This is a genomic window from Microcoleus sp. PH2017_05_CCC_O_A, assembly GCF_020738785.1.
Lineage (GTDB): Bacteria > Cyanobacteriota > Cyanobacteriia > Cyanobacteriales > Microcoleaceae > Microcoleus.
Genome location: NZ_JAEQCB010000239.1, coordinates 1 through 14874, shown reverse-complemented (window position 1 = coordinate 14874; position 14874 = coordinate 1). Strand labels below are relative to the sequence as shown.

The 14874-nt window shown below is 46.2% G+C and carries 13 protein-coding genes and 1 pseudogene; 13 read left to right on the top strand and 1 reads right to left on the bottom strand.

Annotated features, from left to right (window positions below; genetic code table 11):
* Positions 1-275: 275 nt before the first annotated feature.
* The 13 genes from JGK20_RS32560 (at position 276) to JGK20_RS32500 (ending at position 14522) form a co-directional block, all read left to right on the top strand.
* A complete protein-coding gene (locus tag JGK20_RS32560; RefSeq protein WP_293184423.1) occupies positions 276-803 on the top strand; it encodes an FHA domain-containing protein in 528 nt (175 codons plus the stop codon).
* 311 nt (positions 804-1114) lie between these two features.
* Positions 1115-3118, top strand: a complete 2004-nt coding sequence (locus JGK20_RS32555) for an FHA domain-containing protein (RefSeq protein WP_293233564.1) — start codon at positions 1115-1117, stop codon at positions 3116-3118.
* A gap of 180 nt (positions 3119-3298) precedes the next feature.
* Positions 3299-3727 carry a hypothetical protein gene (locus JGK20_RS32550; protein ID WP_293184427.1) on the top strand — a complete coding sequence of 143 codons (429 nt, stop codon included), beginning with the start codon at positions 3299-3301 and terminating at the stop codon, positions 3725-3727.
* Between the two features lie 249 nt (positions 3728-3976).
* Complete coding sequence (locus JGK20_RS32545; RefSeq protein WP_293233562.1) at positions 3977-5113, top strand: DNA cytosine methyltransferase; 1137 nt, start codon at positions 3977-3979, stop codon at positions 5111-5113.
* A gap of 279 nt (positions 5114-5392) precedes the next feature.
* Complete coding sequence (gene miaB, locus JGK20_RS32540) at positions 5393-6745, top strand: tRNA (N6-isopentenyl adenosine(37)-C2)-methylthiotransferase MiaB (protein WP_293216715.1); 1353 nt, start codon at positions 5393-5395, stop codon at positions 6743-6745.
* A 73-nt stretch (positions 6746-6818) separates the two neighbouring features.
* Positions 6819-7718, top strand: coding sequence for a hypothetical protein (locus tag JGK20_RS32535; protein ID WP_293233560.1), 900 nt, complete (start codon positions 6819-6821; stop codon positions 7716-7718).
* 31 nt (positions 7719-7749) lie between these two features.
* Complete coding sequence (locus JGK20_RS32530; RefSeq protein ID WP_293193254.1) at positions 7750-8154, top strand: hypothetical protein; 405 nt, start codon at positions 7750-7752, stop codon at positions 8152-8154.
* A 187-nt stretch (positions 8155-8341) separates the two neighbouring features.
* Entirely contained in the window at positions 8342-9400 is a 1059-nt protein-coding gene (locus tag JGK20_RS32525; protein WP_293184437.1) for a D-alanine--D-alanine ligase family protein, read from the top strand.
* A gap of 261 nt (positions 9401-9661) precedes the next feature.
* On the top strand, positions 9662-10774 hold the full coding sequence (locus JGK20_RS32520) for an AI-2E family transporter (RefSeq protein WP_293193255.1): 1113 nt from the start codon (positions 9662-9664) through the stop codon (positions 10772-10774).
* Between the two features lie 807 nt (positions 10775-11581).
* Complete coding sequence (locus JGK20_RS32515; RefSeq protein WP_293214242.1) at positions 11582-12832, top strand: HhoA/HhoB/HtrA family serine endopeptidase; 1251 nt, start codon at positions 11582-11584, stop codon at positions 12830-12832.
* 216 nt (positions 12833-13048) lie between these two features.
* The gene (locus tag JGK20_RS32510) at positions 13049-13921 is read left to right on the top strand and encodes an MBL fold metallo-hydrolase (protein WP_293193257.1); all 873 of its coding nucleotides are present in this window, start codon (positions 13049-13051) and stop codon (positions 13919-13921) included.
* Between the two features lie 41 nt (positions 13922-13962).
* Complete coding sequence (locus JGK20_RS32505; RefSeq protein WP_293184449.1) at positions 13963-14187, top strand: DUF433 domain-containing protein; 225 nt, start codon at positions 13963-13965, stop codon at positions 14185-14187.
* Positions 14184-14522: a DUF5615 family PIN-like protein gene (locus tag JGK20_RS32500; RefSeq protein ID WP_293193258.1), complete on the top strand. Its 339-nt coding sequence runs from the start codon at positions 14184-14186 to the stop codon at positions 14520-14522. The genes JGK20_RS32505 and JGK20_RS32500 overlap by 4 nt, the downstream gene beginning before the upstream one ends.
* 43 nt (positions 14523-14565) lie before the next feature.
* Here the strand turns inward: JGK20_RS32500 and JGK20_RS32495 are convergent.
* Positions 14566-14874, bottom strand: a pseudogene (locus JGK20_RS32495) (endoglucanase); the annotation flags it as partial.

Below are 14874 nucleotides of genomic sequence, written 5' to 3'. Positions count from 1 at the left end.
TATTTAATTGCACCTTTGTCCTTAAAGTACCGTTGCCGACTTTCGTAAGTCCCGACATTAAACAGATTGTTTGACCACCTCAACAGTTGCTCGACAATGATTTTGTCGAGTCCTGTTAAATGCCAAAGGTCTCTTTGTACTGCGTACATCTTTTTTACCCTCCTTGATTGATTTTACTAGAATTGGTAAATATTTAACTGGCAGGATCAATCCTGCAATGCCCTTTCATCCCTGGACTAAAGTCCCAGGGTTTTCACGGTATTTCTTATAAAACGATGACAAACCAGCTAAATTTAACATGGACAGAGGCTGGGGTTCGTCAAACTCAGACGATTCTAAACGAACAGCCAAGCAAAAACCCGGGAAGCGTGAGACTCGGACGCGACCCAGCGCAGTGCGATATAGTATTTTCGGATTCCAGCGTATCGGGGTTGCACGTCGAAATATTTTTTAATCGCGAATTGCAGGAGTATGCAGTGCGGAATTTGCGCGCCAGCAATCCGCCGCTGGTAGACGGAAAAATTCTCGCCTCGGGCGAAGCAATATTGAAATCCGACAGCCGCATCCATTTAGGCCAAGTGGAAATCGAGGTGAATGTAACTGAGGTGCACTTAGCCGCGCCGCTGACAGTTTTGCTTGGGGCGCCTCCGGTGCAAATTTCTTCCCCGCCGACGCAGCCTTCTATTTACGGTTTGCAGTGTCCCAAGTGCAGCCGCGTTTCGCCTTACGCGCAGTTGAGTGCGGGGTGTCCGTGGTGCGGTACTTCTTTGGCGGCGGCGGCGAGTGTGGTGCTGTCTCCTTGAGGGAAGAGAAAAAGCCAGAATCGCGCGATCGCTCTTTTGTTCGATCGCGCGATCGCCAATGCTAGGATCTTGCTGGCAACGGCATCTAATTTTTACTTCCTGACACTTTTGGGACTGCATTCAATCGAAAATCTCAAATATCAGGGGCGAAATAACGAGAAATCTACAGATATTCTCGGTTTCTAGCCCCCATGCACCTAAAACTATTAAAGTTTTTGAGATAGGCCCCGAGATCAAATCAAATCTCTCAAATTCAAAAATCTTTTTTCCCAGAAAGCTCAAAGCCGACGGCTGATGTTTAAAAAATAATAATGAATCCTCAACCCTTGCACCTGCGACTTACTTGGAAAGATACAGCTACGGGGGATTGTCGCTCCCCGATACTCGAATTGCCCATCGCTTTGGGACGTATTTTTGAAGGTATGCCCTCCACCATCAACGGTGAGCGAGTTTCTCGAATTCCCCTCAAAAGCAGTCAAGTGTCTCGGTTTCACGCTGTGATTGCCACCGAAGGCGACAGTATTGTAGTTACTGACACCGGCAGTCGCAACGGTACTTTTGTCAACGGCACCCGCCAAACCCGGTGCGTGCTGGCAAATGGCGATATGCTGCAAATCGGGCCCTACAAGATAGCCATTTCATTTACTGTTAATTCCACAGAAACCCAGTCTGTCAATTCTCACATTTTCTTTAACCCGCAGACCAATAGGCCAGACCCCGCGTTGGGGCAGCCCATGGTGTCGCCGGTGCCTCAAACAAATAGTAGGGGAGAATTTCCGCCGATCGCATTTTTGCAGGCAAATCAAGTCACAATGCGATCGATCCAATCTATGGGACTCCCGGTTGAAGAAATTGATTGGGCTGCTGTTGGTGGCGGTTTGGGCAGCTTGATTTGGGTGGATTTGCTGAGAATTTGCGGCGTGAAGGTCGATCGAATTGCCGTTCTGGGCATGGAAGAGCAACCTTACGCCCGTTACCGTCGGTTGTGCCTGAATTCTCAAATTCCGCTCAGGGAAAGGCTGCGATCGAATTCTGACTCGTGTCCAGACAACATTTGGGGCTGGCCTCCCTATGCTGTGCGGGAAGCTTGGCAGGAATTGCGGAAAGGGCGGTTGATGGTGTCGCTGAAGTTGATGTGGCAGGTGTTTGCGGAACCGACTTTTGCCGAAACTTATACGCCGCGCGCCGGAAATGTGTTTGATTCGATTGACAGGGAAACTGTGCGTATCGGGTGGAATCAGATGTTTCGCTACGGGAGAGTGCGGGCGATTCGCCAGACAGATGACGGTAGGTACGCGATCGCTTATTCTCGATCGAATGCCAACCAGCGCGATCGTGCTTTTTTAATCGCCAAATACGTACACTTAGCCACCGGCTATCCCGCCATTCAATTTTTGCCCGACTTGCAAGAATATCGCGAAAAAACCCAGGATTTTGAGTCCGTTGTCAACGCTTACGAAAGTCACGACGGCGTTTACGAAAAGTTGGAGGCGAGGGGCGGCAGCGTTTTAATTAGAGGGCGGGGAATTGTGGCTTCGCGGGTGGTGCAGCGAATTTATGAAGCGCGACAGCGAAATGCCAACATTCAAGTATTGCATTTGATGCGATCGCCCAAACCTCAAGGTAACAAATTTAACCTCACCGTGCGAGTCGTCGAAAATCACTATGAATTTCAACCTTTCAACTGGCCCAAAGCCTGTTGGGGCGGCGAACTCCGCGTACTTTTGGAAAAAGCCAAACCCGAATTTCGCCCGCAGTTTCTCGGAGACTGGGGCGGCACTACCACAGCCAATCGCAGCGACTGGCGGCGGATAGTCAAAGAAGGTTTAAGTCAAGGATGGTATCAAATTACCTTCGGGGAAGTCGAGCGAGTCGAGCGCGACAGTCAAAACCGCACCGTGACTTACATTCAAGAAAAGGATCTCAAAGGGCAAATTAAGTTACAAGCTGATTTTATTATTGACGCGACAGGTTTGGACGCTAAGGTAAAAACCAGTCCCCTGCTAGAGGATTTGGTAGTTCAATACAATCTTCCCCTCAACAATTTGGGGCGTTTGAGTGTCAACAACGATTTTGAAGTGCCCGAATTGCGGAACGCCTCCCCCAACAACCCAGAAGGGCGGGTGTACGCAGCGGGCGCGATTACTTTGGGCGGGCCTTACGCGCCCGTAGACAGCTTTTTGGGCTTGCAATACGCCGCCCTGCGTTCCGTTGAAAGTCTGGCCGCTAACGGAGTTCCGGGTGTTGGGAAATTGAGCGTTTGGCGATCGTTCCTACAATGGTCAAAGTGGATTTTAAATAAATCTCCCGGCTAAATTGAAAAAGTTCGGTAACGGATTTTGTAGCGGATTTAACGGATGTAAAAGAGCTTCGCATTCAACCTCAAATCCCAATCCCCAATCCCCAATTCAAAATCACCAATTCAAAATCGCCAATCCCCAATCCAAAATTCAAAATCCCCAATCTAAAATCCAAAATCTAAAATCTAAAATCGAATGACCCCCACCTTATTCGGCCGCTGGCAAACTCGGTTACTGCTATTTGCAACCATCGGCGTTTTAGTAACCCTGCCATTTTTTCTAGGTTTAATCACTTCCACATCAGGTGCAATCTTTTTCTTAATTTTAGGTTATGTAGCAATTTTTGGCATCGGCTGGGATATCTTATATATCTACATCCAGCAGTTTCGCTGGGATCGAGATTGGCCCGGCGCATTTCAATTAATCGCCGGGATTTGGGAAGCACTTTTTGTGTTATTTTTCATCAAAATTATCGGTTTGCCGGGAATACCGCGAGAAAATTTTGACTTAACAGCTTTTGCATTGCATTACAGTTTAGTGTGGCTGGCTATTTATCTAGCATCGCAAACACTGATGCGGATTTTCTTTCCCTACTGGCGTTTCCGAGGCGGCCAATGGTTTTAAGAATAGAGTTGAATTTCATAAATCTTTGAGGAGAGAAGGAAACCGCAGATGTCAGGCAGATTGACGCAGATGAACGCAGATATTTTTGAGAGAGGAAAGCGCATGAAGACAATGTTGTTGTCTAATAGTTTTGACCAGGGAAACGGCACTGCCGTGTCCGGCGCGGGGTTCTGCGACTTTTAGCAATAGTCAGGTGCAAGCCCAACCGAATTTATAGTAAGCTTAGTTTAAAATAACTGGGATGATTTAATGTACCGTTCTCCCTGTATATTCTCCTTTTTTTCCGGTTCGGGATTCCTTGACCTCGGTTTTGAATTAAATGGGTTTCATGTAGCCTATGTCAATGAAATTTTCCCACCTTTCATGCAAGCATACCGCTACTCTCGGCAGTGCCTGAATTTGCCGCTACCAGAATACGGATACTGCGAAGGCGAGGAAGCAGATGTCACTCAACTTGTAGGGGGAAAACCAGCTTCTCGCCTGCGGGAATTGATGCAGGATGCCCGCCAGCATCACGATATTGTGGGATTTATCGCTGGGCCGCCTTGTCCAGACTTTTCTGTGGGTGGTAAAAACCGAGGGCAGGAAGGAGATAAAGGCAAACTTTCAGCTTCCTACATTGAATTGATTTGCCAGCAGCAGCCGGATTTCTTTTTGTTTGAAAATGTCAAAGGTTTGTGGAGGACAAAAAAACATAAAGCTTTTTACGACGAACTCAAGCTTAAGTTGGCTGATTCGGAATATTTTTTTGTGGAACGTTTAATAAATGCGATCGAATATGGAGTACCGCAGGATAGAGACCGAATTATTTTGATTGGCTTTAAAAAAAATCTTGTCAAAAATCTGGGGATTATTCTAGATGAAACCAGCCCAATGTTACCTGAAAATTTATTCCCCTGGGAAACTCAGATATTATATCCCAAATCAGAAGTTTTTTGTCATCATTGGTCTGAAAGAAATGCTTTTGTACGCGATGGTTTTTTGCCTTGTCCCGATGGCATCACCCAAGAATTAACAGTTGAGTTTTGGTTTCAAAAAAATGATGTTCTCAACCATCCCAACGCTGAACATTATTTTGAACCAAGAGCAGGTATTAAAAGGTTTGCTGAGGTCGATGAGGGAGACGATTCAAAAAAATCTTTCAAGCGCCTGCACCGCTGGCGTTATTCGCCGACTGCTTGTTACGGTAATAACGAAGTTCACTTGCACCCTTACAAAGTTCGCAGGCTTTCTGTTGCTGAAACACTAGCTATTCAGTCTCTACCAAAAGAGTTTGCACTGCCGGATAATATGACATTGACGAATATGTTTAAAACAGTTGGAAATGGAGTTCCTTACTTGGCTGGGCAAGGTATTGCTAAAACTATTTATATCATAGGTTTGTAGTTTGTAGGGTGTGTCGCCTGCGATAAATCTCTGCATCACAATCGACAATCTAATGGCGAAGCACCACCAGCACCAGCTATTGTAAACAAACCCCAAAATATATTGTAGCAATATTTTTCAGCAATGGTATTAATCGCCGCGCCTCACACACCCTAAAGGTTTGTGAAAGTTGTTTTTCAATAAATTAAGAACAAGAAAAGTTCACAAAGGGTTGAGACTTGTTATATAATAGTTGGTTAAGGTTGAAAACCTAGATTTTTTATTTTCCTGCAATTCGCCATGACCGTTAAACCCCGCCGCTATCACATTACCACTTTCGGATGCCAGATGAACAAAGCCGACTCCGAACGGATGGCTGGCATTCTGGAAAATATGGGCTTTGAGTTCTCGGAAGACCCGAACGACGCTAGTTTGATTCTCTACAATACTTGCACCATTCGCGATAATGCCGAACAAAGAGTTTATTCTAACCTGGGAAGGCAAGCTCATCGCAAGCGTAAAGAACCGGGTTTGACTTTAGTTGTAGCTGGATGCGTGGCGCAACAGGAAGGTGAGGCGCTGTTACGGAGAGTGCCAGAATTGGACTTAGTAATGGGGCCGCAACACGCTAATCGACTTGAAGATTTGCTGGAACAAGTTTTCCAGGGAAATCAAGTTGTGGCGACTGAAGCTGTGGAGATTATGGAGGATATTACTAAGCCTCGTCGCGACAGCCATGTGACTGCTTGGGTGAATGTAATTTATGGTTGCAATGAACGCTGCACTTATTGTGTTGTGCCAAATGTTCGCGGGGTTGAACAGTCGCGAATGCCGGAGGCAATTCGGGCTGAAATGGAGGAGTTGGGCCGTCAAGGTTACAAGGAAGTAACTTTGTTGGGGCAGAATATTGATGCTTACGGGCGCGATTTGCCGGGGACGAAACCGGATGGTAGCAACCTGCATACTTTGACTGATTTGCTTTATTTTGTGCAGGATGTTCCTGGTGTCGATCGCCTGCGTTTTGCTACTAGCCACCCTCGCTATTTTAATGAACGATTGATTAAGGCTTGTGCGGAGTTGCCGCAGGTTTGCGAACATTTTCACGTGCCTTTTCAGTCGGGAGATAATGAGATTCTGAAGGCGATGTCTCGGGGTTATACTCAGGAGAAATATCTGCGAATTGTTGATATGATTCGCCGTTATATGCCTGATGCTTCGATTACGGCTGATGCGATTGTCGGGTTTCCTGGGGAGACGGAGGCGCAGTTTGAGAAGACTCTGAAGTTGATCGAAGATGTTGGTTTTGATTTGGTGAATACTGCTGCTTATTCGCCTCGCCCGGGAACGCCTGCTGCGTTGTGGGAAAATCAGTTGAGTGAGGAGGTAAAAGCCGATCGCCTGCAACGTATCAATCATGTCGTGACAACAACGGCTATGGAGCGATCGCAGCGCTATTTCGGGCGCACGGAGGAGGTTTTGGTGGAAGTCCAAAATCTCAAAGATCCAACTCAGGTGATGGGGCGCACTCGCGGCAATCGTCTCACATTTTTTAAGGGGGATATTGCACAATTGGCTGGTAAGATTGTGCGTGTTAAAATTACTGATATTCGCGCTTTTAGTTTGACTGGCGAAATGCTGGAAAATCTAAATTAGATTGCGAATTTAATTTCTTTTCCTCCCTTCCATATCCACTAACTCAAAACTATTCCCCGTTCCCCTGATTAAAATGGAAAAACCAATTCGCATTTTACTGCAAACAACGATTCCAACAACTGAGGATGACTGGAGTATCGAGCGTTTCTCTTTGTTGCGAGACTATTTGGCTAATCTGAAGGACGATCGGGGAAATCAATTATTTCAAGTAACGGCAAGAAACCGCGAATCAAATATAGAAGGAAATGACCCAATCCTAAGCAGTTTGGGAGAATCAATATTTGACGAGCTGTGGCTGTTTGCTGTTGATATAGGAGACGGTTTGACTGAAAAAGATTGTGCGGGAATTAAGGCTTTTCACCAACGGGGTGGGGGGATTTTGGCAACTCGCGACCATCAAGATTTAGGTTCGTCTATCTGCACTCTTTCCGGTGTGGGGGCTGCACATTTTTTTCAAACTAAAAATCCCGATCCAGATCCATCGAAACATTGCATAGATGATGTTGATACTACTAATATTTCTTGGCCTAACTATCATTCTGGACGCAATGGGAATTATCAGAGAATTATCGCGATCGATCCGGTGCATTCTCTTTTGAAAAGGTCTGGTGCTTCTGGGGAAGCGATCGAGTTTTTTCCGGCTCATCCCCACGAAGGTGCTGTGGGTGTCCCCCCAGGCGATCAGTACGGTAGGGTAATTGCACAAGGGAAAAGTTTGGTGAGCGATCGCATTTTTAACCTCGCTGTTGCTTTCGAGTGGCCTCCCGATACGATCGGAAATCAGCTCGGACGTGGAGTGGCTCAATCGACTTTTCATCACTTCTGCGATTATAATTGGAATTTGGATATGGGTTGTCCAAGCTTTGTGACTGAACCGCCGGGAAACACTATGCAAACAGAGTCACAGGCTTTAGATGATATCAAAACTTATGTCCGCAATTTAGCTTTGTGGCTGGCTGGAACACCGCAATAAAACTCTAATACGAAAAAAGAGTCTAAATAACATGACACAAAATTCTGAATTTGACAAGACGCAAAATTCAATTCCTCAAGTGGAATTGCCGCAGCCAAACGAACGTGGAGAGTATAAAAGAACATCTCACCGATATTGGGAAGCCACAGATTCAGACCCCAACGGTGTTAAATGTCGCATGGGCCCGCACTCTATTCAGGAAATAGAAGACCCTGGAAGCAAGGTAAATTTAAATATTGGCAGTTGGCCTGTAGTTGGTACTTTGAAACCAGGGCAGAATTTTGAAATCTATCTGGGCCCTAGCGGATTGGGGGTTTTGTACGATGCCCAACGTCAACCTTGGTTTTTTATAGAAAAAAGTGAGGGTACCGGCGCGCCGAGTAATTGTTTTGTGCCGGCTAACAGCAGATTTGTCAAACCAATACAGCCCCAGTAACCTCCATAGATAATATTTGCTAGAGTCTCGGAGTCTTTTAACAAGATATATTTTTTTACCGCAGAGAGCGCAGAGGACACAGAGGAAGAGTGGAAGGGAGGGGATAGGTAGTCTTAAAGCGTTCATTTCTGCGTTGGCTGCGCTCTCTGCGTGTATATTTATCAAAAAGTATCGGGAGTATGGAAAAATGACGAAGATGCGGATCGGGTTACTCTTCGGCGGGCGATCGGGCGAACATGAAGTCTCTATTAGTTCGGCAAGGGCGATCGCCCGTGCCCTCGCTGCTGACGAAAATGCTTCTAAATACGAAGTTCTGCCCTTTTACATCCAAAAAGACGGCCGCTGGCTGTCGGGAACATTACCGCAGCAAGTCTTAGCCGCCGGCAAACCTCTGGAAATAGAGTCACAAGCAGGAGAAGCTTGGCAATTTCCTAATTTTAATGGAGTAGATGTTTGGTTTCCGGTTTTACACGGGCCTAACGGTGAAGACGGTACGGTGCAAGGATTGCTGAAATTATTGCAAGTTCCTTTTGTCGGTTCGGGGGTTTTGGGTTCGGCGATGGGAATGGATAAAATTGCGATGAAAATGGCTTTTGCTAACGCAGGTTTGCCGCAGGTAAAATACATCGCTGTCAATCGTTCCGAAATCTGGTCGAATCCTTGCGTTTTCCCCAAACTGTGCGACAAAATTGAAGCTGAGTTGGGCTATCCTTGCTTTATTAAACCAGCAAATTTGGGTTCGTCTGTGGGCATTTCTAAGGCTCGATCGCGCGCTGAGTTAGAAGCCGCTCTTGATGGCGCCGCCAGCTACGACAGGCGGATCATTGTGGAAGCTGGTGTGGTTGCTAGAGAGTTAGAATGTGCGGTTTTGGGCAACGATAATCCGAAAGCTTCAACGGTGGGAGAAATTAGTTTTCAAAGCGATTTCTACGACTACGAAACTAAATATACTGAGGGACAATCCGAGTGTTCAATTCCGGCAAAAGTCAGCAGTGCGATCGTCTCGCAAATCCAAGAAATGGCAGTGCAAGCATTCTTAGCCATTGACGCTGCCGGTTTAGCGCGGGTAGACTTTTTCTACGTTGAATCAACCGGAGAAGTTTTGATTAACGAAATCAACACTTTCCCCGGATTTACAGCTACCAGTATGTATCCTCAAATGTGGGCGCATGATGGTATTTCTTTCCCCGAATTAGCAGACCGTTTAATTCAATTAGCTCTCGAACGGCACGGCGAAAAAGCTTGAATTGTGAGCCTCAAACTCCTTTCCTAAAAATAGCAAAAAATAAGTTATTCCGCAGGTAATATATCCATACCAGCGTCAACGAGATAACATGGTTGTGGCAGGGAGTACCTGCCCACAGCCCAATTTCTGCTACTAGCAGAGCAAGTGGGAATTTTTAGCAGCCTGGTATAACTAAATGCAACATAAAATCGTTAACGGAGAACGGCGAATAGCAGCGTCAATCTCACATCTGGCATCTCAAATTTTAACTTGGTTAACTTAATGAGACGTTTCACTAAACTGCCGCAGTGGTGGACTTACGGACTGTTATTCCCTCTAGCGGTACTCAACTGCTGGTTAGCCCTCCTAGTGTTTGAATATTTTCGCGCTCTGATTACTGTTTTGGTAATCGCTACAGTGTTCTCTTTTTTGCTAGATTATCCAGTGCGTTTTCTGCGTAAATACGGGCTGAAGCGCGATCGCGCAGTTTTGTCGGTGTTGTTCGTAACTTTACTGATATTGGTGGTTTTAGGTGTCACTCTGGCTCCGATTCTGCTGAACCAAATCACTGAACTCGCTACTCGACTCCCAACTTGGATAGTTTCCGGTACAGAACAGATTGAAGCGTTCAATAAGTGGGCAGAAAATCGCAATCTTCGCATTGATGTTAGCGGTTTGACTACTCAATTGAGCGATCGACTTTCAACTCAATTGCAGTCTCTCACTGGCGAAATCCTCAAATTTGGCTTGGGTGCGGCAGACAGTCTGGTGAATTTTCTGCTGACAATAGTTCTGACATTCTACTTGCTCTTGCATGGCGATCGCGTGTGGGAAGGATTGTTTAAATGGTTTCCCTCCAAACAGAGTCTGCAATTGCGACAGTTGCTGGCGCGAAGCTTCCACAACTACTTCGTCGGACAAGCAACCTTGGCGGGTTTGATGGGACTGTCGATGACGGTGGCTTTTTTAATTTTGCGAGTTCCCTTCGGGCTGCTTTTCGGTTTGGGTGTCGGTGTAATGACGATGATTCCCTTCGGGGCACCTTTCAGTATTTGCGTTGTCAGTTTGCTGATTACACTAAGCAACTTTTGGCTCGGTGTGACAGTTTTAGCTGTCGCGACAGTCATAGAGCAAGTAATTGAAAGCGGGGTTGCTCCTCGATTATTAGGTGGTTTTATCGGCCTCAATCCGGTGTGGATTTTAGTGTCTCTGTTAGTGGGAGTTAAGGTGGCGGGAGTAGCAGGTTTGTTAGTTGCTGTACCGATGGCTGGTTTTATTAAGAATACTGTTGATATTTTGGAAACTTCCAGGAACAAGTCGAGGGAAATTGATGCGGTTAGTTCCATTGAACCCAATAAAGTTGAGAGCGGAGATTCCAACAGGGAAAAACTATGAAAAATAGACACAGTTTGCTTTCCTCCGGATCGCGAAAGCTAACGTTCTTCTCTTTTTGCAAGAAGCATTTTTTATGGTAGTGCGAGCGTCCCCGCTCGCGTGCTTGTACAAGCACGCGAGCGGGGACGCTCGCACTGTAAATGCAAAACTGAAACGCTCCCCTTCTCTTGGGATAGTGTTAAGTGAACCGTATTGCGATCGAACCTACGGAAAATAATACTATTTTAGGATCGCGAATTAAATAACTGACAATTTTAATTGTTATTGTGGGATGGGCGTCCCGCCCGTCCAAAAAGTACGGGCTCTCCCGCCCATCCCACTTTCAAGAGTGGAAGTTATTTAATTCTCATTCCTTAGATTAACGTTCATAGCCGTAGGATAGGGATACATCGACAATCCTCAAGAAAGAGCGACTGTTTCGAGCGAGCAACGCACCGGTTTCATTGCAGGCTAAGGAAACAAACCCAACATTTTTGTTTGAGTTATGGGCTGCCGGTAGCAAGGCCATGAAGATTTTCCAGGAAATGCGGAATATGCGGATCCGTTACCGTAGTTGGTATTATCGCAGGTGTGGCAATTCGTCAGTCCTCACCCAGGGCGATCGCGCTGACCACCTAAAATCAACAATTTGCCTGCAACAGTCTGGTTTCTACTCCAGCCTGTAGGGTAAATCCCACCACCCAAACACATCTGATAAATGTTTCAATTAAAATGAAAGAACATTGAGTTCTAAGTTGATTGCACTAGGTGCTAAAACTACCAAACCATAATTATAAATTTCGCCCATTCTCCTAGCAAATTAATACTATGTCAACCCCCAAAAAATCTAATCAAACTCAACCTTCTCGTCGTTTTTCTGTGCCGAAAAAACTTGCTTTTTTATCCCTCGTTTTGCTCGGCTCCACGGCAACTGTCGGCTGCAACGCCCTAAATTCGCAAGTTCCTGGCAGTTCTAATGCTATCAAAGCCGAACAACCTGCAAGCGCAGCGCCAATCTCAGCTTTACCTGCAAATATATTGCCGAATCAAGACTCTAATTTTGTGACTAAAGTAGTGCAGGAAGTCGGCCCGGCAGTAGTACGAATTAACTCGTCTCGCACAGTGAAAAACCAAGCTCCAGAAGAGATTCCCGAACAATTCCGCCGCTTCTTCGACCCAGATTCTCCCATTGGGCCTCAGCCCGGAAATCGGGTACAACGGGGATCTGGTTCGGGTTTTGTTTTTGGTTCCGACGGCCGCATTTTGACGAACGCTCACGTTGTTGACGGCGCAGATACGGTGACGGTAAAACTGAAGGATGGCCGTGAATTGGCAGGCAAAGTTTTGGGCGTAGATACAGTTACTGATGTGGCTGTTGTTAAAGTTGAGGCTACCGATTTGCCTGTGGTGAGTTTGGGTAAATCTGAAGATTTACAGCCGGGAGAATGGGCGATCGCGATCGGCAATCCCCTCGGTTTGGACAATACCGTGACAGTCGGTATTATTAGCGCGACAGGCCGTTCTAGCGCCGATGTGGGCGTTCCCGACAAGCGCGTCAGCTTTATTCAAACCGACGCCGCCATCAATCCCGGCAATTCCGGCGGCCCGTTGCTGAACCAGCGGGGTCAAGTTATCGGCATGAATACGGCGATTATTGAAGGTGCCCAAGGGTTGGGTTTTGCGATTCCGATCGATCGGGCCCAACAAATTGCCAACCAATTAGTCAGTACCGGAAAAGCCGAACATCCTTATCTCGGCGTTCGGATGTTGAGCATTACTCCCGAAGTCAAAGCAGAATTCAATAAAAATCCCAACGCCAAATTGAGGCTGACTGAAGATAAAGGCGTGTTAGTTATGGGAGTTGCAAAAAATTCGCCGGCGTCACAAGCTGGAGTGCGCGTTGCTGACGTGATCAAAAAAATCAACGGTACAGAAGTCACCGATGCTGGCAGCGTACAGCAAATTGTCGAGAAAAGTACAGTAGGCAAGGATATGCAGCTTGAGTTGAGCCGCAGCGGACAACCTGTGACTGTGGCGGTGACAACTGGTGCTTTTCCAGCGGGCCAGAAGCAGCAGTAGAATTGAAACTTTGAGTTTGCAGTCTGCTTGGGAACGGGCTCTCCGGCCCGTTCCACAAAAAAGTTAAATTCTGATGGAACCGGTAGTATTTTTAGGAACGGGCAAGATGCCAATTCCACAAGAAAGTTAAATCCTGGTGGGGTGGGCATCTTGCCCGCCCCGAATTTTTTATATAATGGGCTTCTCGCCCTGATTAGTGATTAAAAGGTATAAAAAATGGCTCACATCAATTTACGCCGCCCCGAAAATATCAGCGGTAATTTTTACGTAGATAGTAGCTGCATTGACTGCGATACTTGTCGGTGGATGGCACCGGAAGTCTTTACTCAAGCCGGAGAACAGTCTGCGGTTTACCAGCAGCCGACAAACGAGACAGCATCCATGCGAGGTCTCGCGGCTCTTTTGTCTTGTCCGACAAGTTCGATCGGCACTGTTGAAAAACCCAAAAACATCAAAGAAGTTCAACAAAACTTGCCAGCACTGGTAACAGACAATATTTACCACTGTGGCTACCATTCAGAAAAATCCTACGGGGCTGCTAGTTATTTGATTGTCCGTCCAGAGGGCAATATTTTAGTTGATTCTCCGCGTTTTGTGCCGCCGTTAGTGAAAAATATCGAAGCAATGGGTGGCATTCGCTATCTATATTTAACTCACCGGGATGATGTGGCAGACCATCAAAAATACCGGGAGTATTTTGAGTGCGATCGCATTTTGCATACCGACGAAATAAATGCGGACACTCGCAGTGTGGAAATTCAATTATCTGGCAATGAACCGCATCAAATAGCTGATGATTTGTTGATTATTTCTGTACCCGGTCACACGAAAGGTCACACAGTTTTACTTTATAATAACAAGTTTTTGTTTAGCGGCGATCATCTCGCTTGGTCAGAAAATTTACAGCATTTGATTGGTTTTCGGACAGCCTGTTGGTATTCTTGGGCAGAACAAATCAAATCAATGCGAAACTTGGCTAATTACTCGTTTGAATGGGTGTTGCCGGGACATGGGCGGAGATATGATGCGGACAGAGAAACAATGCAACAGCAAATGCAGAAGTGTATTGATTGGATGGTTGATGCTTAATGTGATATAATGAAGATAAGTGTTCACCCTCACTAACTTGAATGTTGGAACTACTTGCAAGAATCACAATTAATCCCAGACAGTGTAGTGGTCGTCCCTGTATTCGTGGCATGAGAATTCGGGTATCAGATGTACTAGACTTATTTGCGGCCGGTTTGAGTGCTGAACAAATTCTCGAAGAAATGCCCGATTTGGAAAGAGATGACCTCAAAGCATCTCTTTTGTACGCATCACGTAAACTTAATCATCCAGTGTTAGTTGCATGACGATCTGGGTAGATGCACATCTGCCACCAGCGATCGCAACCTGGATGACTAATACACTTGGAGTAGCAGCGGTAGCCTTGCGCGACATTGGACTGAGAGATGCTGAAGATCCTGAAATTTTCGAGGCCGCCAAAGCGCAGGGAGTTATTTTGATGACTAAAGACAGCGACTTTGTTGATTTGGTCGATCGTCTTGATTCGCCTCCACAAATTATCTGGTTGACGTGTGGCAATACATCAAATGATCGGTTGCGAGAGATTCTTAGTGCACATTTGTTAGATGCGCTGGAACTTTTGAGAACCGGTGAAAGGTTAGTGGAGATTAGCGGGGATTAGTCGCCACAGTAAAAATTCCAATGCTAGTGGATTTGACAACTGACTAAGCCTTCGCTTTCGGAATGGCAACCAAAGTAATAGAATTAGCTGGGTAAGTTGCCTGAAAGCCAGCAGCGCTGACACTTAAATCGTTCTGACGGACGATCGCCCGCAAGTTCGCCTCGCTGTAGGTGTAAACTTGAGCTTTGGCACCTGGGTTAAAGCCTTTCAGACTCAAGTTGCTGGTCAAGTTTTTACTGGTTTTGTTAATGATTACCAGCGTCAAAGCACCATCCTGAGTGCGTTGTGCTCCGTAGATTGACAATTGTCCCAGATCTGTACTTTGCGATCGCACCCAAGTCTCCCCGTACTT

What these genes read in the sequence shown, in the direction of transcription:
- JGK20_RS32505 (WP_293184449.1), top strand. Translation starts at nt 13,963, where the DNA reads ATGTTGGAACTACTTGCAAGAATCACAATTAATCCCAGACAGTGTAGT.
- JGK20_RS32550 (WP_293184427.1), top strand. Translation starts at nt 3,299, where the DNA reads ATGACCCCCACCTTATTCGGCCGCTGGCAAACTCGGTTACTGCTATTT.
- JGK20_RS32560 (WP_293184423.1), top strand. Translation starts at nt 276, where the DNA reads ATGACAAACCAGCTAAATTTAACATGGACAGAGGCTGGGGTTCGTCAA.
- JGK20_RS32500 (WP_293193258.1), top strand. Translation starts at nt 14,184, where the DNA reads ATGACGATCTGGGTAGATGCACATCTGCCACCAGCGATCGCAACCTGG.
- JGK20_RS32555 (WP_293233564.1), top strand. Translation starts at nt 1,115, where the DNA reads ATGAATCCTCAACCCTTGCACCTGCGACTTACTTGGAAAGATACAGCT.
- JGK20_RS32525 (WP_293184437.1), top strand. Translation starts at nt 8,342, where the DNA reads ATGACGAAGATGCGGATCGGGTTACTCTTCGGCGGGCGATCGGGCGAA.
- JGK20_RS32515 (WP_293214242.1), top strand. Translation starts at nt 11,582, where the DNA reads ATGTCAACCCCCAAAAAATCTAATCAAACTCAACCTTCTCGTCGTTTT.
- JGK20_RS32530 (WP_293193254.1), top strand. Translation starts at nt 7,750, where the DNA reads ATGACACAAAATTCTGAATTTGACAAGACGCAAAATTCAATTCCTCAA.
- JGK20_RS32535 (WP_293233560.1), top strand. Translation starts at nt 6,819, where the DNA reads ATGGAAAAACCAATTCGCATTTTACTGCAAACAACGATTCCAACAACT.
- JGK20_RS32545 (WP_293233562.1), top strand. Translation starts at nt 3,977, where the DNA reads ATGTACCGTTCTCCCTGTATATTCTCCTTTTTTTCCGGTTCGGGATTC.
- JGK20_RS32510 (WP_293193257.1), top strand. Translation starts at nt 13,049, where the DNA reads ATGGCTCACATCAATTTACGCCGCCCCGAAAATATCAGCGGTAATTTT.
- miaB (WP_293216715.1), top strand. Translation starts at nt 5,393, where the DNA reads ATGACCGTTAAACCCCGCCGCTATCACATTACCACTTTCGGATGCCAG.
- JGK20_RS32520 (WP_293193255.1), top strand. Translation starts at nt 9,662, where the DNA reads ATGAGACGTTTCACTAAACTGCCGCAGTGGTGGACTTACGGACTGTTA.